General features: G+C 72.2%; 22 protein-coding genes and 5 pseudogenes. 9 read left to right on the forward strand and 18 right to left on the reverse strand.

All coding sequences use genetic code 11. The annotated features are described in order from the left end of the window. Window positions 1-88: 88 nt before the first annotated feature. Window positions 89-1,420 (reverse strand): aminotransferase class I/II-fold pyridoxal phosphate-dependent enzyme, encoded by a 1,332-nt coding sequence (locus BM536_RS18775; protein WP_094103240.1) that lies wholly within the window; start codon window positions 1,418-1,420, stop codon window positions 89-91. Window positions 1,421-1,455: 35 nt separating this feature from the next. Between BM536_RS18775 and BM536_RS18780 the strand changes: the two genes are divergently transcribed. After that, window positions 1,456-2,154 carry a pyridoxamine 5'-phosphate oxidase family protein gene (locus BM536_RS18780; RefSeq protein ID WP_073499084.1) on the forward strand — a complete coding sequence of 233 codons (699 nt, stop codon included), beginning with the start codon at window positions 1,456-1,458 and terminating at the stop codon, window positions 2,152-2,154. Then, entirely contained in the window at window positions 2,154-2,789 is a 636-nt protein-coding gene (locus BM536_RS18785; protein WP_094103241.1) for an FMN-binding negative transcriptional regulator, read from the forward strand. The genes BM536_RS18780 and BM536_RS18785 overlap by 1 nt, the downstream gene beginning before the upstream one ends. Window positions 2,790-2,923: 134 nt before the next feature. Here BM536_RS18785 and BM536_RS18790 read toward each other — a convergent pair whose 3' ends face one another. Together BM536_RS18790 and BM536_RS41265 are read right to left on the reverse strand one after the other, a co-directional pair. Next, the gene (locus BM536_RS18790) at window positions 2,924-3,928 is read right to left on the reverse strand and encodes an EamA family transporter (RefSeq protein WP_094103242.1); all 1,005 of its coding nucleotides are present in this window, start codon (window positions 3,926-3,928) and stop codon (window positions 2,924-2,926) included. A gap of 78 nt (window positions 3,929-4,006) precedes the next feature. Next, a pseudogene (locus BM536_RS41265) lies at window positions 4,007-4,557 on the reverse strand (peptidase). 247 nt (window positions 4,558-4,804) lie between these two features. Here BM536_RS41265 and BM536_RS18800 point away from each other — a divergent pair. Further along, a pseudogene (locus BM536_RS18800) lies at window positions 4,805-5,018 on the forward strand (hypothetical protein). A gap of 88 nt (window positions 5,019-5,106) precedes the next feature. Then, window positions 5,107-5,544: a type II toxin-antitoxin system Rv0910 family toxin gene (locus tag BM536_RS18805; protein WP_073499082.1), complete on the forward strand. Its 438-nt coding sequence runs from the start codon at window positions 5,107-5,109 to the stop codon at window positions 5,542-5,544. Between the two features lie 120 nt (window positions 5,545-5,664). On the opposite strand, the gene BM536_RS18810 is transcribed toward BM536_RS18805, so the two are convergent. Beyond that, a complete protein-coding gene (locus BM536_RS18810) occupies window positions 5,665-6,318 on the reverse strand; it encodes a PadR family transcriptional regulator (protein ID WP_073499088.1) in 654 nt (217 codons plus the stop codon). Window positions 6,319-6,558: 240 nt separating this feature from the next. Between BM536_RS18810 and BM536_RS18815 the strand changes: the two genes are divergently transcribed. Then, entirely contained in the window at window positions 6,559-7,248 is a 690-nt protein-coding gene (locus BM536_RS18815) for a class I SAM-dependent methyltransferase (RefSeq protein ID WP_094103490.1), read from the forward strand. A gap of 93 nt (window positions 7,249-7,341) precedes the next feature. Here the strand turns inward: BM536_RS18815 and BM536_RS18820 are convergent, their stop codons facing one another. The 8 genes and pseudogenes from BM536_RS18820 to BM536_RS42960 all read right to left on the reverse strand — a co-directional run bounded on the left by BM536_RS18820 (window position 7,342) and on the right by BM536_RS42960 (window position 11,056). Then, entirely contained in the window at window positions 7,342-8,184 is an 843-nt protein-coding gene (locus BM536_RS18820) for a class II glutamine amidotransferase (protein WP_073499080.1), read from the reverse strand. An 85-nt stretch (window positions 8,185-8,269) separates the two neighbouring features. Then, window positions 8,270-8,692 (reverse strand): DUF7144 family membrane protein, encoded by a 423-nt coding sequence (locus BM536_RS18825; protein WP_073499078.1) that lies wholly within the window; start codon window positions 8,690-8,692, stop codon window positions 8,270-8,272. A gap of 30 nt (window positions 8,693-8,722) precedes the next feature. Further along, window positions 8,723-8,851, reverse strand: a complete 129-nt coding sequence (locus BM536_RS43995; protein ID WP_281258585.1) for a hypothetical protein — start codon at window positions 8,849-8,851, stop codon at window positions 8,723-8,725. A 119-nt stretch (window positions 8,852-8,970) separates the two neighbouring features. Beyond that, complete coding sequence (locus BM536_RS18830) at window positions 8,971-9,513, reverse strand: DUF2269 domain-containing protein (RefSeq protein ID WP_094103491.1); 543 nt, start codon at window positions 9,511-9,513, stop codon at window positions 8,971-8,973. A gap of 93 nt (window positions 9,514-9,606) precedes the next feature. After that, window positions 9,607-9,699 (reverse strand): annotated as a pseudogene (locus BM536_RS45215) (TIGR04222 domain-containing membrane protein); the annotation flags it as partial. 104 nt (window positions 9,700-9,803) lie between these two features. Then, window positions 9,804-9,911, reverse strand: a pseudogene (locus tag BM536_RS44890) (TIGR04222 domain-containing membrane protein); the annotation flags it as partial. A 136-nt stretch (window positions 9,912-10,047) separates the two neighbouring features. Next, the gene (locus BM536_RS42955) at window positions 10,048-10,533 is read right to left on the reverse strand and encodes an NAD-dependent epimerase/dehydratase family protein (RefSeq protein ID WP_245873641.1); all 486 of its coding nucleotides are present in this window, start codon (window positions 10,531-10,533) and stop codon (window positions 10,048-10,050) included. After that, a complete protein-coding gene (locus BM536_RS42960) occupies window positions 10,475-11,056 on the reverse strand; it encodes an NAD-dependent epimerase/dehydratase family protein (RefSeq protein WP_245873643.1) in 582 nt (193 codons plus the stop codon). The genes BM536_RS42955 and BM536_RS42960 overlap by 59 nt, the downstream gene beginning before the upstream one ends. A 99-nt stretch (window positions 11,057-11,155) precedes the next feature. Between BM536_RS42960 and BM536_RS18840 the strand changes: the two genes are divergently transcribed. Continuing rightward, the gene (locus tag BM536_RS18840; protein ID WP_094103243.1) at window positions 11,156-11,965 is read left to right on the forward strand and encodes a PhzF family phenazine biosynthesis protein; all 810 of its coding nucleotides are present in this window, start codon (window positions 11,156-11,158) and stop codon (window positions 11,963-11,965) included. Window positions 11,966-11,998: 33 nt separating this feature from the next. Here BM536_RS18840 and BM536_RS18845 read toward each other — a convergent pair whose 3' ends face one another. Both BM536_RS18845 and BM536_RS18850 read right to left on the reverse strand, forming a co-directional pair. After that, on the reverse strand, window positions 11,999-12,778 hold the full coding sequence (locus BM536_RS18845) for a CPBP family intramembrane glutamic endopeptidase (protein WP_094103244.1): 780 nt from the start codon (window positions 12,776-12,778) through the stop codon (window positions 11,999-12,001). A gap of 129 nt (window positions 12,779-12,907) precedes the next feature. Beyond that, a complete protein-coding gene (locus BM536_RS18850; protein ID WP_073494382.1) occupies window positions 12,908-14,425 on the reverse strand; it encodes a glutamate-cysteine ligase family protein in 1,518 nt (505 codons plus the stop codon). Window positions 14,426-15,003: 578 nt separating this feature from the next. On the opposite strand from BM536_RS18850, the gene BM536_RS18855 reads away from it, so the two are divergent. The 3 genes from BM536_RS18855 to BM536_RS18865 all read left to right on the forward strand — a co-directional run bounded on the left by BM536_RS18855 (window position 15,004) and on the right by BM536_RS18865 (window position 17,484). Next, entirely contained in the window at window positions 15,004-15,588 is a 585-nt protein-coding gene (locus BM536_RS18855; protein ID WP_073494384.1) for a hypothetical protein, read from the forward strand. Between the two features lie 341 nt (window positions 15,589-15,929). Next, window positions 15,930-16,136, forward strand: a complete 207-nt coding sequence (locus BM536_RS18860; protein ID WP_073494386.1) for a DUF5999 family protein — start codon at window positions 15,930-15,932, stop codon at window positions 16,134-16,136. A 307-nt stretch (window positions 16,137-16,443) separates the two neighbouring features. Beyond that, window positions 16,444-17,484 (forward strand): LacI family DNA-binding transcriptional regulator, encoded by a 1,041-nt coding sequence (locus tag BM536_RS18865; protein WP_170109933.1) that lies wholly within the window; start codon window positions 16,444-16,446, stop codon window positions 17,482-17,484. Between the two features lie 188 nt (window positions 17,485-17,672). Here the strand turns inward: BM536_RS18865 and BM536_RS18870 are convergent, their stop codons facing one another. The 4 genes and pseudogenes from BM536_RS18870 to BM536_RS18885 form a co-directional block, all read right to left on the reverse strand. After that, complete coding sequence (locus tag BM536_RS18870) at window positions 17,673-18,734, reverse strand: endo-1,4-beta-xylanase (RefSeq protein ID WP_073494388.1); 1,062 nt, start codon at window positions 18,732-18,734, stop codon at window positions 17,673-17,675. A 116-nt stretch (window positions 18,735-18,850) separates the two neighbouring features. Next, complete coding sequence (locus tag BM536_RS18875) at window positions 18,851-19,681, reverse strand: carbohydrate ABC transporter permease (protein ID WP_073494390.1); 831 nt, start codon at window positions 19,679-19,681, stop codon at window positions 18,851-18,853. Continuing rightward, the gene (locus BM536_RS18880; RefSeq protein ID WP_073494392.1) at window positions 19,678-20,676 is read right to left on the reverse strand and encodes a carbohydrate ABC transporter permease; all 999 of its coding nucleotides are present in this window, start codon (window positions 20,674-20,676) and stop codon (window positions 19,678-19,680) included. The genes BM536_RS18875 and BM536_RS18880 overlap by 4 nt, the downstream gene beginning before the upstream one ends. Before the next feature lie 6 nt (window positions 20,677-20,682). Beyond that, window positions 20,683-21,968 (reverse strand): annotated as a pseudogene (locus tag BM536_RS18885) (extracellular solute-binding protein). Window positions 21,969-21,993: the final 25 nt, after the last annotated feature.

The following is a 21,993-nucleotide window of genomic DNA, read 5'->3' on the forward strand; positions in this document are numbered from 1 at the left end:
ATCCACCACGGTCACGGCGCCGGCCCAACAGCGGCCGGACCGATCACCGAGACCGTCCCGCCCCGCCCCTCCGCGACGGCGACCCCGCCTACACCAACCCCCGCCCACCTCCCACACGCACCGCAGAGGCCACCGCGTCCGCCAGTGGGCCCACCTCGTCCTGCGCGAGCGTCGAGACGGTGATCCGGATACCGGGCGGAGCCCCCAGCCGGAATCGGGCACCGGGGGCGACCGCCCACCCCGCGTGCAGCAGCCGGGCCACCGCCCCGGTCTCGTCGGGTACCGGGATCCACACGTTCATCCCGCTGCGGCCACGCGCCTCGACCCCCCGCTCGGCCAGCGCGGCGATCAGCGCGTCCCGGCGGGTCCGGTACGCCCCTGCGACCGCCGCGGTGTCCACCGCGCCGTCGGCCCACAGCCGCGCCACGGCCCGCTGGGTGATCCGGCTGACCCAGCCGGGCCCGAGGCGCTGCCGTCCGCGGACGCGGTCGAGGGTGACCTCGTCACCGGTGAGGACGGCGAGCCGCAGGTCGGGGCCGTAGGCCTTGGCGACCGAGCGGACGAAGGCCCAGTGCCTGGTGACTCCCGCGAGGGGGTGCAGGGGCAGGTCCACGATCCGGTGACCGTGGTCGTCCTCGATGAGCAGCGTGCCCGGATGCCGGCGCAGCACGGCCCTCAGGGCACGCGCGCGTGCGGCGCCCACTGCGGCGCCCGTCGGGTTCTGCGCGCGGTCGGTCACGATCAGAGCGCGGGCACCGCCCTCCAGGGCACGGTCCACGTCCTTTGGCAAGGGCCCGTCGTCGTCGACGCCGACCGGGACCGTGCGCAGCCCGAGCGCCGGGACGAGGTCGAGGAGCGAGCCCCAGCCGGGATCCTCCAGGGCCACCGTGTCGCCGGGCTTGAGGTGCGCGGCGAGCACCCGCTCGATGGCGTCCAGCGCACCGGAGGTGACGGCCACCGGCCCGGCCGGAACCCCGTCGGCGTCCAGCTCGGCGCGGGCCGTCCGCGCCAGTTCGGGCTCGACCGGCTCGTGTCCGTACAGGACCGGGTCCCGGTCGCCCTGCGCGGCGGCCCAGGCGAAGGCCGGCCCGAGCGGCGGCAGCAGCGCGGTGTCCGGGTTGCCCGCCGAGGCGTCCCGCACACCCGCCGGGACCTCCACCCGGATGAACTCGCGCCCGGTCGTGGCCGGCCTGGACCGCACTCTGCTGCCCCGCCGGCCGTCGGTCTCGATCACCCCACGCTCGCGCAGGGTGCGGTAGGCGGCCGCGACGGTGTTCGGGTTCACCCCCAGCCGCTCGGCCAACTCCCGCATCGGGGGCAGCGGTTGGCCGGGCGCCAGCTCACCGGCGCCCACCGCCTGCTCGACGCTCGCGGAAATGTCGGCTGCGCGCCGACCCGTGATCCGATACTCTCCTAGCACAAAGACAATTATGCACTAGTGCAATGGAGAACGCCATGCAGGGGACCACGCAGTCGCAGGGGACCGCACAGCCGACGACGCCCGCCGCCTACACCCCGACCGACCGCACGGTCCCCACCCGGTCCGCGCAGAAGGCGTCCTACGACAAGGACCTGGTGCACGCGATACTGGACGAGGGTTACGTCTGCCACCTGGGCTTCGTCCGCGACGGCGCGCCGGTCGTGCTGCCGACGCTCTACGGCCGGGTCGGCGAGACGCTCTACGTCCACGGTTCGACGGGCTCGCGCCCGCTGCGGATGACCGGGCAGGCCGACCCGGGGCTGCCGGTGTGCCTGACGGTGACGCATGTCGACGGACTGGTCCTGGCCCGCTCGGCCTTCCACCACTCGATCAACTACCGCTCCGTCGTGGTGCACGGCCTCGCCCACGACGTCACCGACCCGCAGGAGAAGCTCGCGGCGCTGGACGCCCTGGTCGACCACGTCGTCCCCGGCCGTGCCGCCGACTCCCGGCCCGCCAACCGGAAGGAGCTGGCCGCCACCGCGGTCATCCGCATCGACCTGGACGAGGTCTCGGCGAAGACCCGCACCGGCGGGGTGAACGAGGAGCCCGAGGACCTCACCCTCCCCCACTGGGCCGGCGTCGTCCCCCTCCACAAGGGCTACGGCACACCGGTCCCCGAGGCCGACCTCCTCCCCGGCACCGGCCTCCCCGCCTACCTCGGGATGCTGTGATGCTGATCCACCCCTGGGACGCGCCCCACGACGACGCCGAGTGGCAGCACTGGCTGGCCGGCCGCGACTTCGGGCAGCTCGCCGTCAACGGCCTGCCCGGTGACCCTCCGTGGGTGCAGCCCCTGCACTTCGCCTACGACGCCGGACGCGGCGAGGCCGTCACCCACCTGGCCCGGCCGAACCCCCTGTGGGCGGCGCTGGAGGCCCACCCGGAGGTCGTGCTGAGCGTGGTCGACGACTACGTGTACGTTCCCGGCCCCTGGCAGGCGCCGCCACGGACCCCGCCCGAGCACGGCACCCCGACGAGCTTCTACGCGGCCGTCCAACTGCGCTGCACGGCCCACCTGGTCGACGACCCGGAGGCCAAGGCCGACTTGCTGAACCGGCAGATGGCCCACTTCCAGCCGGAGGGCGGCTCCGCCCGGGTCGCGGCGGGCGAGGTGCCGTACGGCCGTCTGCTCTCCGGTATCCGGGGGATCCGGCTCGAAGTGACGGGCGTACGGGCCAAGTTCAAGTACGCGAGCCACCGGCCCGCCGAGACCCGGGAGCGCATCGCGGCGGGCCTCGCGGCACGCGGCGGTCCTGGGGACGCCGCGGCCCGCGAGCACCTCCTGCGACGCGGGACCGGGACCTGACCGCACGGCGGCGACGCGCTCTGCGCAGCCGCCGGGCCCGGCTCGGTCGGGGGTGGTTCGGTCGGGGGTGGTTCGGTCGGAGGGCTCCGTCGGTCGGAGGGCTCGGGTCGGGGGGCTAGGTCCGGGAAGCCGCTTCAGGCCGCCGTCCCGCGGGCGGACAGCTCCCTTTCGGGGCTGCCGGCGGCCACCGGCTCCCCCGAGCCCTTGGCGGGGGTGGACGACTGGGCGATGAACGCGCCCAGCAGGACGATCGCGCCCCCGACGATCTGCGGCGCCGAGAGGTGCTCGCCGAGCAGGACCCAGGCCAGGACGGTCGCGATGACCGCCTCCAGACAGGCCACGACACCCGCGACCTGCGGGGACAGCCGGCGCACCGAGACCACGCCGGTGACGTACGCGACGACCGTCGCGATCAGCACGATCCAGCCGAGCAGCAGCCAGGCCGGGACGTCGTTGCCGTCCATCGCGGCCGAGCGCGCGAGCACCGACCAGTCCATGCCCCAGGGGCGGGCGACGGCCGTGAGGACGACCGCGCCGACGAGGAGGCCGTAGGCGATCACGCCGAGCGGGTCGGGGGCGTCGTCGCCGGAGTCGCTGCCCTGGTCGGACAGGACGAAGTAGCCGACCTGGCAACAGGCGGCCGCCAGCGCGAGGGCCAGGCCGAGGGCGTCGAAGCCGAGCCCCGACCACACCTCGACGACACAGGCGAGCCCGCCCACCGCGAGGACCACTCCGAGCGCGGCGGCCCGTGTCACCGGCCGCCGCTGCACGAACCGCACCCAGCCGAGCACGAGCGCGGGCGCCAGGTACTCGACGAGCAGGGCGACCCCGACCGGGATGCGGGAGATGGAGGCGAAGTAGAACGCCTGGACGCCGGCCACGCCGAGCAGTCCGAACCCGGCGAGCAGCGCGAGGCGGCGGCGCACCAGCGCGCGGTGGCGCACCGCCAGGGGCAGCATCACCAGGGCCGCGCCGGTCACCCGCAGCCACACCACGTGCAGCGGGTCCAGTCCCGCCTCGATCAGCGGTTTCGCCGCCACTCCGGACCCGCCGAAGGCGATGGCCGATCCGATCGCCAGAGAGAGCCCGATGCCCTTTCCGCGACTGACCTGACTGCTCACAGACGTATGCACCGGCACATGATGACAGGCGACGACATGACCGTCATCCCTGTTGACACCTGTCTCAGCGGCTGGACGGGAGGGTCACCGGCCCGGTCAGGGCGCGTCGTCCTCCTCCGCGAACCCGGCGTACCCGTCGTACCCGCCGACGGCGACCTCGATCCGGGCGCACACGTCCAGGGGGTCGACGCCGGCCCGGGCCAGCACCTCGACGGCCCGGGCCCGCGGGTCGGCCAGGATCGCGGCGAGCAGATCGACTCCGCGGGCGATGTCGCCGCAGGAGGGCCGACCTGCGTCCGGGACCTGCGGTCCGGGGCGCCCGGCGGCCCGTAGGCGCGCGTGCCGCAGCGCGGCGGAGGCGAGGGGCGAGAAGCCCTCGACGGTCGTGACGACGGGCAGGGCGCCGGAGTCCTCCACGCCGCCCTGCCAGCGCAGGCCGTAGCCGATGCTGCGCTGGACGAGATAGCCGAAGAGGCGGGCGAGCTGCGGGCCGCCGTCGAAGGCGCGCGCACCTCAGGGTCGTTCTCCAGGAGGGAGTGCAGCAGGTGCGCGGTGTCGATCTGCCGGTCGCCGTCCCGCACGGCCCGCCGGCGCGCGCCCTCGACCGCCGCCACCAGCTCGGCACTGAGCCCGGCGTCGTCGTCCATGGCCCCGGACGCGTGGTCGCGAACCGGCTGCCGGGGGATACGGGGTTGCACATCTCCCACCCCATCAGTCCCGGCCGACGGGGTCATCCCCGGCGGGAACCATCTTCACATCCCACACAGAGCGGACGACCGCAGCCGGAATCTCCTCCTTACGGATGAGATCAGGCCGTTCTCGCCTCAAGGGCGCGCGCCACCTGGCCTCGCGCCCCGGGGCAACCGCGGGCGCCCGCCGTCACGCCCCACGGTCATGGAGAGCGGGTGCCGGCTGGTGGCTCTGGCCGGGGCCGACGGCAGGCGGTACGTGTACCGGGGTGTACGCCCCGGGGGACGCGCTGGCCGCCGATCTGTTCTGGGAGGTGTGGCACTGTCACGACGAGGGGCCGTTCCCCCGCGCGTGGGACCTGTTCGACGCGGCGGAGATCCGGCGGGCGAGCCGGTCCGGCAGTCGGCAGCATTCCTGACGGTCCGTCAGTCTTGTGTGTTCGCGCCGCTGCGGCTACGTTCGCGCGGCACGGCAGCCCGAGTCGCCGGACACGAAGAGGTGGTCGCATGGCCGAAGTCAGCGCGGAGGCACGCATCCAGGCACCGGCCGGGCAGGTCTGGGCGCAGCTCACGGACTGGTCCGCGTACGGGGAGTGGAACGCGACCCACACCGACTTCCCGCAGGGTGGCCCGAAGACGCTGGAGGTGGGCGCGACCTTCCGGGAGAACATGAAGCTGATGGGCTTCCCGGCCGAGGTCGAGTGGACCGTGGAGGAACTGGAACCGGCCCGGGTACTGGCCATCCGGGGCAGGGGTCCGATGGCGGTGACCCTCCTGACCCGCTACACGCTGACGCCCGACGGCGACGCCACCGGTGTACGGATCGACGGCGAGTTCACGGGCGCCGCCGTGTCGCTCATGGCGGGCAGGCTCAAGGACTCGGCTACGGCCGCACTCGACGAGTCACTGCGCAAGCTGGCCGGCCTGACCTCGACGACGGCCTGAGCGGGGCCGCCCGCTCCGCGTGCGACAGCACGGCGGAAGGCGCCCCGCCGGATCGGCGGGGCGCCTCCGCTGCGTGCCGGCCGACCGTGACTTCCTCGCGCCCGCCGTGCCGTACGGCGGTCAGTCCTCGTCGGCGAGGATCAGGTACAGCTTCTTGCGGGCGTCGTTGACGACCGTGAGCGCCTTCTCGCGCTGCTCCTTGCTGCCGGTCTTCCAGACCTGCCCGAAGGCCTCCATCAGACCGAAGCCGGCCTGCCGGACCTCCCCGAGGGCCTCCCAGTCGACCCCGCGGGAGGCTTCCTGCCAGGGAGCCTCGGGGCCCTCCTCGGCCGCCGTACGGCCCGCGTCCGTGAGCGAGAACAGCTTCTTGCCGCCCTCCGACGCACTGCTGATCAGGCCCTCGTCCTCCAGCAACTGGAGGGTGGGGTACACCGAGCCGGGGCTCGGCTTCCACGCGCCGCCGCTGCGCTCGGCGATCTCCTGGATCATCTCGTAGCCGTGCATCGGCCGGTCCTTCAGCAGGGCCAGGATCGAGGCCCGCACGTCACCGCGCCGCGCCCTCCCCCTGGGTCCGCCCCGTCCTCGACCGCCCCAGGGTCCCGGCCCGAAGCCGGGCCCGAAGCCGCCACCGGGACCACCGGGGCCGAATCCGGGTCCGCCCGGCCCACCCGGTCCGAAAGGCCCGAAAGCCGCCCGCGTCCCGCCGAAGCCACCCCGGCCGCGCCGGGAGAAGCCGTCCTGTCCATGTCCACGCTCGTATCCGTGGGTACGCATCGCCATCACTCCATTCATTCGGTCGTTGATCGATCGCGATGCTTCAACGATATATCGGTAACGTTGGGATGGCAAAGGCACCTGCTTGTGGCCCGTGCCCGGTTCGGCAGGCTGTCCCGGTGACGTCGACGTCCAGGTCCACCGCGACCGCGTCCGGCTGGTCCTCGCCGTCCGGACGCCCTTTTGCCGGACCGGCAACATCAATGGCGTGACCGGGCGCCGATGGGCGACGGTGGGCCCGTGACCGACAACAACACGCCAGGATCGCCCTCGCCCGAGTCCGACATCCCCTCCTTGCCTGCCGACGGATACCTCGGAGACCACGCGGTGCGTGCGGAGTGGGACAACCGGTACGCCGACCGACAACAGCTGTGGAGCGGCCGGCCCAACGGCGCGCTCGTGGCGGAGGTCGCCGGGCTCACACCCGGTCGGGTGCTCGACGTCGGCTGCGGCGAGGGCGCGGACGCCGTCTGGCTCGCGCGCGCCGGCTGGGACGTGACCGCGCTCGAGGTCTCGGGGGTGGCGTTGGAGCGGGCCGCCGGGCACGCGCGGGACGCCGGCCTGACCGTTCGCTGGGTACACGCCGCACTGACGGAGGCGCCGCTCCCGCCGGCCTCCTTCGACCTGGTGTCCGCGCAGTACCCGGCCCTGCTGCGCACCCCCGACGCCGCGGCCGAGCGAGCGCTGCTCGCCGCCGTCGCGCCCGGCGGCGTGCTGCTGCTCGTCCACCACGCGGGGATGGACACCGAGCAGGCGCACGACAGCGGCTTCGACCCGGCTGACTACGTCTGGCCCTCGATGGTCGCCGCTCTGCTCGACGACGACTGGGAGGTGGAGGTGGACGAGCAGCGGCCACGCGTGGCGCCCGACGGCGGGGCCGGCGCGCACCACACAGACGACCTGGTGCTGCGGGCGCGTCGGCTGCGCTGAGCGCCCCTCCGCTCGCAGCGACCCGGTGGCCTGGCGGGCCCCGGCTTCGAGGACAGCTGGTCAGGGGCGGCCGTCACAGGTCACCCCGGCGGATCACACCAGGGCGGGCTTCCGCGGGGCGAAGGGGTACATCTCGTCGCCCTCGGGCTGGACCACGCCGTAGGTGCCCTCGGGAACGGCGTTCCAGGCGCCGGGGAGGTCGCCGAGGGGCTCGGACACGATGAGGCGGGTTTCGGCGGAGACCTCCCGCAGGAACGCCATGTCGGGGTGGAGGGCGCGCAGGGTGTCCACCCGGGTGCTGTAGAACAGCGAGCGCGAGTCCTTCTGGCTGGAGTAGCGGAAAGCCCACAGCCGCTCTCCCTCGGTCACGGCGAGCGTCATCTGGAGCGGGAACTCCACCCCGTGCTCATGGCCGGTCCGCTCCACAAGGCCCGCCATCCGGGCTACGGCACCCGGCGGGTCCTCCTCCAGGCCGAAGGTGAGAGCCAGATAGAACATCATCTCGGAGTCCGTCGAGCCCTCCATGTCGAGGAACAGCTCCGGGTCGACGGCCAGCGCGAGATCCCGCCGTATCCGCTGGAAATCGGCGATCGCGCCGTTGTGCATCCACATCCAGCGGCCGTGCCGGAACGGATGGCAGTTGGTCTGCTGCACCGCCGAGCCGGTCGAGGCGCGGATGTGGGCGAAGAAGAGAGGGGACCTGACATGGCCGGCGATCTCCCGCAGATTGCGGTTGCTCCACGCCGGGCCGATGTCACGGACGATCGCCGGGGTCCGCAGGTCCGGCCCGTACCAGCCGACGCCGAAGCCGTCGCCGTTGGTGGTCTCGACACCCATCCGGGAGTGCAGGCTCTGGTCGATCAGTGAGTGCGTCGGCTTGTAGAGGATCGTCTCCAGCAGGACGGGCGTGCCCGAGTAGGCGAGCCATCGGCACATCGTGCGCCGCCTTCCTGGCCGTGTTGACGCACGCGGGCGGGCTGGGGACGTCCACCCGCGCGCGAAGGATCGCTGGCGCGGATCGTCAGCGCAGCGAGGCCGTTTCCGACCGCGACACGCACAGGCCCCAGATGACGAATCCGGCGAAGGCGATCGTCACGACGGACCAGACCGGGTAGTACGGCAGCGAAAGGAAGTTGGCGATGACGATGAGTGCCGCGATGGCCACCCCGGCGACGCGGGCCCACATCGCTCCCCGGAAGAGTCCCAGGCTGACGAGCACGGCCACCACGCCGAGTGCCAGATGGATCCAGCCCCAGCCGGTGAGGTCGAACTCGAAGACATAGCTGCGGGTCGTGACGAAGACGTCGTCCTCGGCGATGCCCATGATGCCGCGGAAGATGTCCAGGATCCCGGAGAGCATGAGGATCACGGCGGCGAAGACCGTGAGACCCTCTGCCCAGTGCTGCTTGGCGCTCCCGGTGTGCGAAGTGTGAGTCGTGCTCATACCGTCGCCTCGATTCGGTGTCGTGGGTGATCAGCGGCCGAAGGCGGACACGGAGGCCACGGGCCGGGCCGCCGCGATCGGCTCCTTCACGCGCTGCGCGCTGCGCCACGCGACGATCCGGATCGCCCGCCCTCCGCGAAGCCCGGTCATGGCGCTCACCGGCACTTCTCGTCAGGTCTTGGGCAACGCTCACTCCAGCATCCCAGCGACCCGGCGTGTGCGCGCGGCGGAGAGGCGGGGCGACGGCGCGACGGCGGGCGCCGACTCCGCGAGGCGGGTCAGGCCGTCCGGCGGAGGCGGCCGGCCCCCGTCGGCCCGCCGGCCGTCCCCGCCTCGCGGAGTCGGCGGCCTCGCCGGGTGAGCCCCCAGGGCTTGAGGATCGACACGACGGTCATGAAGAGGTAGGCGGACAGGGACACGACCGGTCCGAACAGGACGTCACCGGCGTCGGGGAGGGCCTCGCCCTCGGCCACGGCGGTGACCGCCGCGTTCACGCCGGGGCGCAGGGCGAGGACGGTGGCCGTGGCGGTGGCCAGGGTCAGCCAGAACTTGGTGTACACCCAGCGGTGCCGCGCGAGTCCCCACGCAGTGCCCAGCGACAGCACGAGGCCGCTGAGCAGCGTGAGGGCCGCGACGGGCAGCAGCAACCAGTCCGCGAAGAGCTTCATGGCCCGGACGGACGCCTCGACGGTCGCCGCGGATCCGGTGGTGGTCGCGGCGGTCCCGAGCGCGAGCAGCCCGAGGGTGAGCCCGAGCCAGCTCGCGGAGGCGGCGACATGGACGACGAGGGAGGCCCGGCGCACCGGGCGGGTCAGCTTCACGGCCACCACGCTGCCGGTCGGCGCCGCCCGGGGCGTCCCACGGCGGGAGTAACCCGGCGTACCGGCGCGGGCGTACGGCGACAGCGGCCCGGCCGCGAGGCCGGCGCCGACCAGGTTGCCGGCGAGTCCGCGGACCGCGTCGGCGGTCGCCGAGGCGGCCCGCACCGGAGCGATCCTGGACTGTCCTCCCTGTCCCTGCCCTGTCCCTGCCCCTGTCCCCTGTCCCCTGTCCCCTGGCCTCTCCCCTGTCCCCCTGCCCCTGCTCCCTGTCCCTGTCCCTGTCCCTGTCCCTCGGGGCCGATGGCTCCTATGACGGACCGTTCCATCTCGTCGCGCCCGCGCGGGTCCACGACCGTCGCCCAGCCGGTGTGCGCGAGCTGCAGCCGCCGCTGCCGGGCCGCCTGGCACCCGCGGCCGGGCCCCTCCCCGACTCACGCCCCGCAGAGGCTCACGCGCCCCGTCCCACCTTCTCCCGGTACCACGGAGCCGCGTCCGCGAGGCGGCTCAGCGGGCCGGGGCCCGGTGGTTGGGCCGTCAGTTCCCAGATCTCGTCGGCGCGGTACCAGTGGTCGCGGCCGACCAGGGTGAACTGCCGTTCCGACACCGGCCGGGGGTGGACCGCAGGCGCTCCAGACAGGTGGACCACGGCCAGTCGGCGGCCGGGCGGGGCGGCAGCACGCCGTGCCGCGCCAGCTCCGCCAGCAGGTCGCCGACGCGCACGGGGTCGGGGTGACCCACGTGGTACACGCCGGGCGGCACCCACCGGGGGCCGGTGGCGACGGCGGCGATCAGGCGGGCGAGGTCGCCGACGTCGACCATCGACAGCAGGGCCCGCCCGCCGTCCCACCCGGCCGGCACCCGCTCGACCAGTTCCCGCAGGCCGGGCACGGTCCAGCGGTCCCCGGCCCCGAGGACCAGCCCCGGCCGCAGAACGACCGCGCCGGCCTCCCGGGCGTACGCCTCACCGGCCAGCCGGGTCCGGCTCACGGCGGAGACCGGCTCGGCGGGTATCTCGTCCACGGTGATGCCCCGGTGGGGGCCGCGCCGTACACCGCGGCGTCGACAGGTGCACGACGCGGCGGACGCCGGCCCGCCGGGCCTCGGCCATGAGCGCGCGGGTGGCGTCGACGTTGACCGCCTGGCACAGCCGCTCGTCCCCGCCGATGTACGAGGCGAGGTGGACGACCGCCCGCGCGCCCTCGCACAGACCGCGCACCGCGTCCGGGTCGGTCAGATCGCCGCGCACCCACTCGACGGACCCGGCCTTCACGTCATCGCCGGGCCTGACCCTCACCATGTCGTCGGACCCGGCTTTCAGCACGCCACCGGACCTGTCCGTCTGCACGTCGCCGGAGACCGTGCGGACCAGGGCGCGCACGCCTGCTCCCCGGCCGCCGTCCGTCAGCGCGCCGAGCGCGCGGGACCCGATGAAGCCGGTCGCGCCCGTCAGTACGACCGGGCCCTCCTCGCTCCTTGCCGTGCTGCCGTTCAGGGAGATGTCCTTCCGCTCCTCGCGGCGCCCGCCGGTGTCGGCCGCCTTCACCGCGATCAACGTCCGGGCGGGCGCGGCCGGTTCCCGGCCGGTCCACGACTCGCCGATTGGCCTTGGCCCGCCGCCGCTCCGACCGCCTACCGTCACCGCATGCGGATTCGAATCGTCGATGCCTTCACCGACCGTCCCTTCGCCGGGAACCCGGCCGGGGTCCTGCTGCTCGACACCTTCCCGGGTGACGATCGGCTCCAGAACGTGGCCCTCGAGGTCAACCACGCCGAGACGGCGTTCACGCATCCGCTGCCGCCGGGCGGCGAGGCCGACTGGGCACTGCGCTGGTTCACTCCCGTCACCGAGGTGGCGATGTGCGGTCACGCCACGCTCGCCACCGCGCACGTCCTGCACAGCACGGGCGCCCACGCGGGGCCCGTGCGGTTCGCGACCCGCAGCGGGGTGCTCGTCGCGACGCCCGCCGAGGACGGTTCGATCACCCTGGACTTCCCGACCGCCCCGCTCACCCGCGTGGAGATCCCGGAGGGGGTCGCCGAGGCCCTGGGCGCCGAACCGCTCACGGTCTTCGACACCGGTCCGAACGTCGGCGACCTGCTGGTCGAACTCGCCGACGAGAAGACCGTCCGTGCCCTGCGCCCCGACCACAAGGCCCTGTGCGCCCACTCCGCACGCGGCATCATCGCGACCGCCCGCGCCGAGCGCCCCGGCCTGGGCCACGACTTCGTCTCCCGCTGCTTCTTCCCGAACGTCGGCATCGACGAGGACCCGGTCACCGGCAGCGCCCACACGGCGCTGGCCCCGTTCTGGTCGGAGCGCCTCGGCCGCGCCGAGCTGACCGGTCTCCAGGCCTCGCCGCGCTCCGGCCACGTCCGGACCGAACTGCGCGGCGAGCGGACCCTGTTGAAAGGCCGCGCGGTCACCGTCATCGAGGGTGACCTGCTGGCGTAGCCGACCTCGGGCAGGGGGACGTACGGCTTCTGCTCATGCCGTGGGCAGCCAGTCCACCTTGCCCGCCAGCAGCGCGTACCCGACGAACGCCCCGATGTCGAGGAGGGAGTGCGCGACGACCAGGGGTCCCACCCGGCCCCAGCGCCGGTACAGGTGGACGAACACCAGGCCCATCACCATGTTGCCGATGAACCCGCCGATGCCCTGGTAGAGGTGGTACGAGCCGCGCAGGGCGGAACTGGCCATCAGCGCGCCGACCGGGGTCCACCCCAGCTGGCCGAGGCGGCGCAGCAGGTAGCCGACGACGATGACCTCTTCCAGGATCGCGTTCTGGAGCGCGGAAAGGATCAGCACCGGGTACTTCCACCACACGTCGGGCAGTGCCTCGGGGACCACCGTGAGGTTGAATCCCAGGCCACGGGCCGCGAGGTAGAAGGCGATGCCCGAGCTGCCGATGACCGCGGCGATCGCGGCGCCGCGGCTGAGGTCGGGCCAGGGGCGGGTGCGGTCGAAGCCGAGGATGCGCAGGCCGTGGCCCTCCCGCAGCAGGAAGTGCGCGACGAGCGCGACCGGGACGAGCGAGCTGGCGATCCCGAACAGCTGCCAGGCGAGGTCGAGCCAGGGGCGGCCCGGCGCGGCCGAGGCGTTGAGGGTCGCCGCCTGGTCCTTGAGACCGCCCGGCTTCGTCACCGATCCGACGAAACTGATCAGGGCGGACACCCCGCTCGCCCCGAGCGAGACGCCCAGGACGAGCAGTGTCTCGTCCCGGAGGATCCGTCGGGAGAACTTCTCCTGCGGAAAAGAATCAGCCACCTACCGGGCCTCCACCTTCACACCTGCCGCACCGCTGTCGGACGTCACAGCTTGCCCGATCCGTGCCACGCGACCGGCGGCGACCCCCTCTCCGCCCGGAGAACCCGGGCGGGGGAACCGCGGTGGCTCTCACGCCGTGGGAACGGGCTCCGGCAGTCCGACCGGCCAGGTGTGCGCCGGCTCCCCCCGGTGGCTCAGTTCCGCGTACCGCCGGGTCGTCGCCGCCAGCGCCGCGTCCCGCGACAGTCCGGCCTCCAGCGCGCGATGGAAGGTCTCCACCTGCCAGCTCGCCCCGTTGGTCCGGCGACGGCACCGCTCCTCGATGACTCCCAGGTACAGATCGCGGTCGGCCGGCTCCACCCCCCACGCGTCCAGCCCTGCCTCGGCAAGCGGCAGCAGCTCGTCGCGTACGAGGCTCACCGCGTCGACCTCCGCGACGCCCCCCAGCCGGCCGCGGCGGGGCCAGTGCAGGCGGGCGTCGATGCCGTACCGGCAGGCGGCGTCGAAGTTGGCGGCGGCGGTCTCGAAGGGCATCCGGGTCCACACGGGCCGTGACTCCTCGGCCAGGGCGCGGACCACGCCGTAGTAGAAGGCCGCGTTGGCGACGACATCGGTGACGGTGGGGCCGGCGGGCAGGACACGGTTCTCCACCCGCAGGTGCGGGACGCCGTCGGCGATGCCGTAGACGGGACGGTTCCAGCGGTAGACGGTCCCGTTGTGCAGGACCAGTTCGGCGAGTTTGGGGGCGTCGCCCGCGGCGAGGGCCTCGTGGGGGTCCTCGTCGTCGCAGATGGGCAGCAGCGCGGGGAAGTAGCGCAGGTTCTCCTCGAACAGCTCGTACGCGGAGCTGATCCAGCGCTCGCCGAACCAGGTCCGCGGGCGCACGCCCTGTGCCTGGAGTTCCGGCGGCCGGGTGTCGGTGGCCTGCTGGAACAGCGGGGGCCGGGACTCCCGCCACAGTTCGCGGCCGAAGAGGAACGGCGAGTTGGCGCCGATGGCGATCTGGGCGGCGGCGACGGCCTGCGCGGCGTTCCACACGTCGGCGAAGCGGTCCGGCGTGACCTGGAGATGCAGTTGCACGGAGGTGCAGGCGGCTTCGGGGACGATCGACTTCGAGGTGCAGGAGAGGTGCTCGACGCCGTCGATGTCGAGGGTGAACTCCTCGCCGCGGGCGGCCACGATCTGATCGTTGAGGAGGGTGTAGCGGTCGACGTCGGAAAGGTTGGAGGAGACCAGGTCGTCACGGTCGAGAGTCGGCAGAATACCGATCATCACGATTCCCGCGTCGACCTCCCCCGCCTTTCGGTGGGCATATGCCAGGGACGTACGGAGTTCCTCCGCGAGCCGGTCGAAAACCCGCCCGCCCAACCGGTGTGGAGCTATGTTCACTTCCAGGTTGAACATGGCCAGTTCTGTTTGGAAATCTCGGCTGGCGATCCGCTCCAGCACTTCCCCGTTCAACATTTTCGGCAGACCGTCCGCGCCCGCGAGATTCAGCTCGATCTCCAGCCCCATGAGATTCTTGGGCCGGTCGAAGCTCTGCTGGGCCAGAAGCCGCTCCAGCACCGTCAGGCACTGCCGCAGCTTGTCGCGGTAGCGCTGACGATCGGACAGGTCGAACGCGCCTGCCACGACCTTCTCCCCCATCGGGCGTCCCTCCTCGCGTGGCGGTCCGAGGATCCGGCCGCCGGTGTCCCGGGGTCAGGGTGGATGATGCCCAGCCCCGTCGATCGATAACGTCACCTACCCGGCACGGCACCCGCTACTCTGACCGAAGTCGCCACGAGTGACCGGAGGCACATTCACCGGGCATGCGGCGAAGGGCAGATTCACGAACTCGGCATCTCGTGAAAAACGCCGACGGGAATAGGCCGACCGCCGCACCTGCATATCCTGTGGTCATCGAGCCGCACGCCGCTCTGAATCGGGATGATTCACACGTATCGGCGTCCGAATGGAAGCTTGCCGAGTGTCCAGGAAGCGGCTAGACGAAACACAGTCTGAACACGTGTCGTATAAACTCCGCGAACAAGGCGGAGAAGGTGGACACCGCCGCGGTCGAAGGAGCCTGTCGTCGTCTACGAGACGGACGGCAGGCCACAGGCGCACCCCTGTTCCCAGACCCCGGCCCCTGCCTCTCCGACCTCACCCTGAGAGCTGACAGCGCCGTCCGCCCCACCCACGCCCTCGTGCCACCGTGCCTGTCGAATGAGAGGCGACCCACCATGCCGCTGCATGTCCCCCCGGCTCCCGCGCCCGCCCTGCGCTCCGTCCTCACGGCACTCGGTTCCCCCACAGCGGTCCGCGAGGCGAGGACTTCCTCCCTGCGCACCGCCCAGGGACCCGTCTCCCCCGAACTCCCGCTGCCCGTCCACGTCCTCGACCGGATCACCCCGGAGGGGATGTCCGCGACCAGGCTGGCCGGCTGGCGCTTCCTGATCCGCGGCGGCGACCGGACTCTGGCCGCGGCCGAGACCCGGCTGACCCCGGACGGCTGGGCCTTCTCGCACTTCTTCGAGGGCCCGTACCTCGCCTCCACCGAGCTGGCACTGCGCCAGGCCGAGTCCACGACACAGCCGTACCAGGCGCGCCTGCTGTCCCTGCCCAGCCTGTACATGCTCACGCTGTGGCTGCACGGCGACTGCACCTCGGACGGCACCACCGGCCATCCGGCGGCGACCGACCTGCTGGTGCCGCTGGCCCCGGCACCGCCCGGCATCGCCGCGCACCACCCGCACCGGGTCGCCGAACTGCTGCCGGTCCTCACCCTCCGGGTGACCCGGCCGCCCCTCCTCGGCTCGCCCGCCTGACACATCCGCCCGTACCCCCGCCACCGCGGCCCCCGGTGGCGGGGTACGGTGCGATGCGGTGCCGGGCGGTCCGGACGCAACGGCCCATGCCGACTAGCCCCATTCGGTCAGCCGAAACCACCCGAACTGACGGTGTGGTGGGAATGAACCGCTCGCGCGGGTGATGCGTCATGAACCTGTGAGGAGCGGTGTCGCGAAATCCCTGCGGATCGACGTCCATGGGGCAACACTGGGTTCCGACCGACTTATCACAACGGGGGGCGGCCATGAACGACGTTTCACGCCGCGAGACAGACACAACACACCTTCCACACACCACGCCAGAGCGAGAGATCCCCTCCATGTGCCAGCACCAGCCACCGTGCCCGACAGCCGACTCCGCCGACCGGGAATCCGCCCGCCTCGCGGCGCACCACCCGGAACAGGGCTGGAGCCTGCTGTGCAACGGCGTCCTGCTCTTCGAGGACACCGGCGAGATCCTCCCCGACGGCCGGATCATCGCACCGCACCGCCCGCTGGCCGGCGGCCGGATCGTCACGGCTGCCTGAGCACCACGCACCGCCTGATCAGGGCACCTTGTGAGACCACCTGATCGGCACGCCTGAGCAGCACCGCCTCGGCACCACCCGGACGGCACCGACGACACGCCGTCCACCGAACCGAGGGGCCGGACCGCAGCCGCCGCTGCGCGCCGGCCCCGACGCACGTCCGAGGGCACTCACTCCCCGTGACCCCGCGGTTTCCCTCCTGCCCTCTCTTCCCACAGACCCTCGATTTCCGTAAGACTCCTGGAAGTTCCGGAGCACGGGTCGGGCGAATTCCGGAGCACGGATCGGGCGAACAGGGGTGGGCACAGTGGCGGCGGACGAGACGGCACCCGCGCCCCGGGGCAAGGTCACCATCACCGAGATCGCCCGCCGGGCCGGGGTCTCCGTACCGACCGTGTCACGGGTGGTGAACGGCCGCTCCGACGTATCCCCCGCGACCCGCGCCCGCGTCGAGGACCTGCTGCGTCTGCACGGATACCGCAAGCGCCCCGCCGCCCTCCCGTCCCGTGCCGCGCTGCTCGACCTGGTCTTCAACGACCTCGACTCGCCCTGGGCCGTGGAGATCATCCGCGGGGTCGAGGAGGCCGCGCACGCCGCCGGGGCCGGCACGGTGGTGTCCGCGATCCACGGCCGCTCGGGCGACGCGCGGGAGTGGATGCGCAATCTGCGGGCCCGCGCCTCCGACGGCGTCATCCTCGTCACCTCGGCCCTGGAACCGCCGCTGCACGAGCAGTTGCGCATCCTGGGCGTCCCCCTGGTGGTCGTCGACCCGATGGGCTCGCCCGCCTTCGACACGCCCACGATCGGCGCCGCCAACTGGTCGGGGGGCCTGGCCGCCACCGAGCACCTGCTCTCCCTCGGCCACCGCAGGATCGGCCTGATCGCCGGGCCGCCGCGGCTGCTGTGCTCGCGCGCCCGCTTCGACGGCTACCGGGCGGCCCTCGAGGCGGCCGGCGTCGCCATCGACGCATCCCTGGTCGTGCCCGGCGACTTCCACCCCGAGTCCGGCTTCACCGGCTGCAACACCCTGCTCGATCTGCCGGAGCCGCCGACCGCGTTGTTCGCGGCCAGCGACCAGATGGCGCTCGGCGCGATCGAGGCACTGCGCCGGCGCGGCCTGCGCGTCCCGGAGGACATGAGCGTGGTCGGCTTCGACGACCTGCCCGAAGTCCGCTGGTCCGCCCCGCCGTTGACGACGATCCGGCAGCCCCTCGCCGACATGGGCCAGCTCGCCGTCCGTACGGTCCTGCGCCTTGCCCGCGGCGAACGGCCTGACTCACCACGGGTGGAACTGGGCACGGAGCTGGTGGTGCGCGCCAGCACCGCACCACCGGCTCCCGTCCTCTGACTCGGCCCCGCCGGTCGGCTGTCGCCTCGACGCCCTGCTCCAGCGCCTCTGCTCCAACGTTCCGCTCCAGCGCCTCTGCTCCAACGTTCCGCTCCAGCGCCTCTGCTCCAACGTTCCGCTTCGACGCCTCTGCTCCCACGTTCCGCTTCAGCGCCTCTGCTCCCACGTTCCGCTTCAGCGCCTCTGCTTCAGCGCCTCTGCTTCAGCGCCTCGCGGATCGCGTAGTACGCCGGCTTCGGCGCGAGCTGCTCGTCCCACGGCAGGGCCGCCCCCTCGCCCGGGAAGAACGCGGGGATCCACGAGTACTTGTCCGTGTAGTCCCAGATGGTGATCCCGACACACCGCCGCACCGCGAGGCACGACTCGGTCATGTCCCGGTACCAGTCGGCCTGTCGGGCGAGCTTCTCCTCGGTGGCGGGCAGCTCCATCCGCACGTCGACCTCGGTGAGCGCGGTGTCCAGGCCGAGGCGGGAGAAGCGGCGGAGGTTGTCCTCCAGGCTCGTCGGATAGCCGTACTGGAGGGCGAGGTGGGCCTGGAGGCCGAAGCCGTGCAGCGGAACACCTTGCGCCTTCAGCTCCTTGGCGAGGACGTAGTAGGCGTCGCTCTTGGGGCCGACGGCCTCGACGTTGTAGTCGTTGAGGTAGAGCCTGGCCCTGGGGTCGGCCTGGTGGGCCCAGCGCAGGGCGTCGGCGATGTAGCCGGGGCCGAGCGTCTTGTAGAAGATCGTCTCCCGGTAGGTGCCGTCCTCGTTGAACGCCTCGTTGACGACGTCCCAGGCGTAGACCTTGCCGCGGTAGTGGCGGACCTCGGTCTGGATGTGGTTCTTCAGGACGGCCCGCAGCTCGGGGGCCGTCCACTCCCGGTCGGTGAGCCAGCCGGGCAGCTGGCTGTGCCAGACGAGGGTGTGGGCACGGACCTTCTGCCTATTGGCGCGGGCGAGGTCCACGATCTCGTCGCCGGCGGAGAAGTCGAAGACGCCCTGCTGGGGCTCGGTGGCGTACCACTTCATGCCGTTGCCGGGGGTGATCATGTCGAACTCGTCGCCGAGGATCTTCGTGTAGGGGGCGTCGGTCAGTTCGGGGTTGTCGGTGGCGCTGCCGAAGTAGCGGCCGTGGCGCTCGGCGAGGTCGGCGAGCGTCCGGGGCTTCTCGTGCGCCTGTGCGGTCGGTCCGGTGGCGACACCGGCGCTGACCAGGACGGCGGCGAGGACTCCGGCGAGTCCGAGGCGGGTACGGGAGGTGCGGGGCATGGTGCGACTCCTCACGATGGGTGGTGTCGTAGGGCCTGCCGTCACATGTCCGCCGGCCGGGCGGACGGCGGACATGTGACGACGGGGCCCAGGGCCGTGCGCCGCGGGCGCGCGCCTCATCCCTTCGTGGCGCCGGCGGTGAGGCCGCCGACGAGCTGGCGCTCGGCGACGGAGTAGAAGGCCAGGGCGGGGACCATGGCGAGGACGAGATACGCGAAGACGCGGGCGTACTCGGCCGAGTACTGGCCCTGGAACTGCTGCACGCCGATGGGGATCGTCCACCAGGTGGAGTCGGTGAACACCAGCAGCGGCAGGAAGAAGTTGTTCCAGCTGCCCACCACCGCCAGCACGGAGACCGTGCCGAGGGCGGGGCGGGCCATGGGCAGCAGGATCCGCCAGAAGAAGCCGAGGGGGCCGCAGCCGTCGAGGGTGGCCGCCTCCTCCAGCTCGGCCGGGATCTCCCGGAAGAAGCCGCGCAGGATGACGATGGTCATCGGCAGCCCGAAGGCGGCCTGCGGCAGGATCACCCCGAGCGGGTTGTCCAGCAGCCCGAGCTGGCGCAGCAGCAGGAACAGCGGGAGGGCCGCCACCGCGAAGGGGAACATCAGCCCCATCGTGAACAGGGTGAACAGCGCCTCCCGGCCGCGGAAGGCGAACCGGGCGAAGGAGAACGCGGCGAGCGCGGACACCGCGACCACGACCACCGTCGTACCGATCGCGATGAGGGTGCTGCTGCCGACGAGCTGCCAGAAGGCGCCGGTGCGAAGGATGTCGGTGTAGTTGGAGGTCAGCCACGAGTCGGGCAGGCCGATGGGGTTGCGGGACAGCTCGTCGGTCGACTTGAAGCCGGACAGGACGGCGTAGACGAGGGGGACGGCCATCGCCGCGCCGACGGCGACGAGGACGAGGTGCAGCGGAAGGGTACGGCCGGTCTTGCGGTCGCTCATGAGCCGCCTCCTCTCAGGGTCGTGGTGGCCCCCTCCAGATCGCGGCGGAGGACGAACCTCTGGTAGGCGAGGGCGAAGACGAGGCTGATGGCGAACATGGCCACACTGATCGCGCTGGCGTAGCCGACCTGGTAGCGCTTGAAGCCGTACTGGAACATGGTCACGGCCATCGTTTCGGAGTGGTGGTCGGGGCCGCCCGCGGTGGTGACCCAGACCAGGTCGAACAGCTGGACCGAGCCGATGACGGACAGGAACACGCTGATCCGCAGGGTCGGTGCGAGCAGCGGCAGGGTGACATGGCGGAAGCGCTGCCAGGGGCCGGCGCCGTCGATGAGCGCGGCCTCCGTCAACTCCGCCGGGATGGACTGGAGTCCGGCCAGGTAGAGCATCATGTGGAAGCCGAAGTACTTCCACGTCATGACGAGGAAGAGGGTGGCCATGACGGTGGACGGGTCGGCGAACCACTCCCCGCCCAGCCCGTCCAGACCGACCGCGCCGAGCACATGGTCGGCAAGACCCTGGTCGGGCGCGAAGATCATGGCGAAGAGCACGCCGGTGATCGCCTCGGAGAGGATGTACGGCGCGAAGAACAGCATCCGGTAGACGGCCCGGCCGCGGATGCGCTGGTTGAGCGCGACCGCCAGGGCGAGCGCGAACGGCAGCTGGACCACGAGCGAGAAGACGACCAGGACCAGGCAGCGCCACAGGTCACCGAGGAAGACGGGGTCGTCCAGGAGGCGGGTGAAGTTGTCGAGGCCCGTGTAGTCCTCGGGCATGCCGAAGCCGCCCCAGCGGAAGAACGAGGCGTAGAGCGCGAACAGCATCGGCAACAGCACCAGCACGCCGAACAGCATCAGGGCGGGCACCTGGAAGGCGACGGCGGTGAGCCAGTGGCGTGTGCGCCGTCGGCCCCGTCCCCGGGCCGCTTCCGCGGGCGGGGGCGGGGCACCGGCGTCCGGGCCGCTGCGCTTGTCCGGAAGGTAGGTCGAGGTCATCGCGGGCTACTGCTCTTCCTTCGCGACCTTGGTGATCGACTGGGCGACCTGTGCGGGTGACTTGGAGCCGGCGATGAGTGCGGCGACGCTGTCGTTGATCTCCTGGCCGAGGGCCGGCGCGTACGCCTGGTCGAGGTAGAGCTGGAAGCCGGTGGCGGCCTTCAACTGGGCCTGTACGGCCTTGAGGTTGGGGTCGGTGAGCGCGCTCTCGGCGGCGGGCACCACGGGCAGCACGCCGGTCTTCTCGACCAGTGCCCTGTCGGTGGTGGCGGAGGCGAAGAACTTCAGGAAGTCGACGGCTTCCTGCGGGGCATCGGCGCGCAGGGCGTGCCCGCCGCCTCCGCCGAACACCTCGGTGAGCCTGCCCGCCCGCCCTCGACCTCGGGGAACGGGAAGAACCCGAGGTCGGCACCGAGTCCCTTGCCGGCGTCCGCCTCCACCACCGGCGCCCACTGGCCCATGAGTTCCATCGCGGCCTTGCCGTTGCCCACGGTGGCGGCCTGCCCGGTGGGGCTGGAGTAGGCGGCGCCGAGGAAGCCCTTCTGGAACGGCTGAAGGTCCACCAGGTCCTGGAGGTGCTGCCCCGCTCGGACGAAGCCGTCCCCGGTGAAGTCCTTGTCCGCGTCGGCCTTCTGGAGGGCGTCGACCCCGGCGGTGCGCATCGCGAGGTAGGCCCAGTAGTACATGCCTGGCCACTTCTCCTTGCCGGCCAGGGCGATCGGGGTGATGCCCGCGGTCTTCAACTTCCCTACGGCGTCGAGGAAGCCGCTCCAGGTGGTGGGCGGCTGGCTGACGCGGCCTGCTCGAAGAGGGCCTTGTTGTACCAGAACCCGATCATGCCGATGTCGAAGGGAATGCCGTAGGCCTTGTCGCCCAGCAGGTACGGCTCCTTGGCGACCGGCAGCAGACCGTCCGCCCAGTCCTTGGTGCGGTCGGTGAGGTCCTCGACGAGTCCGGCGTCGACCTGCTGCTGGAGAACGCCGCCGCCCCAGGTGTGGAAGATGTCGGGCAGTTTCCCGGAGGCGGTCAGCGCGGTCATCTTCGACTTGTAGGCGTCGTTCTCCAGTTGGACGATCTTGACCTTCACCTTGGGGTTCTGGGCCTCGAACTGGCCAGGCCCGCCCAGACGTCCTTGGTCGGCTGGTGGTGGAGATGTTCCACCACTCGATGGTGGTCGTCCCCGACGATCCTCCGTCCGAGTCGCCGCCGCAGGCGCTCAGCGCCGTCATGCCAAGACCGGCCGCGGCGGAGGCCGCCAGGAAGCCTCGTCGGGAGAGTCCCGGGTCGCCCATGATGCGCTCCTTGGGGTACGGAACA

This window comes from Streptomyces phaeoluteigriseus (assembly GCF_001896135.2).
Classification (GTDB): Bacteria; Actinomycetota; Actinomycetes; order Streptomycetales; family Streptomycetaceae; genus Streptomyces; species Streptomyces phaeoluteigriseus.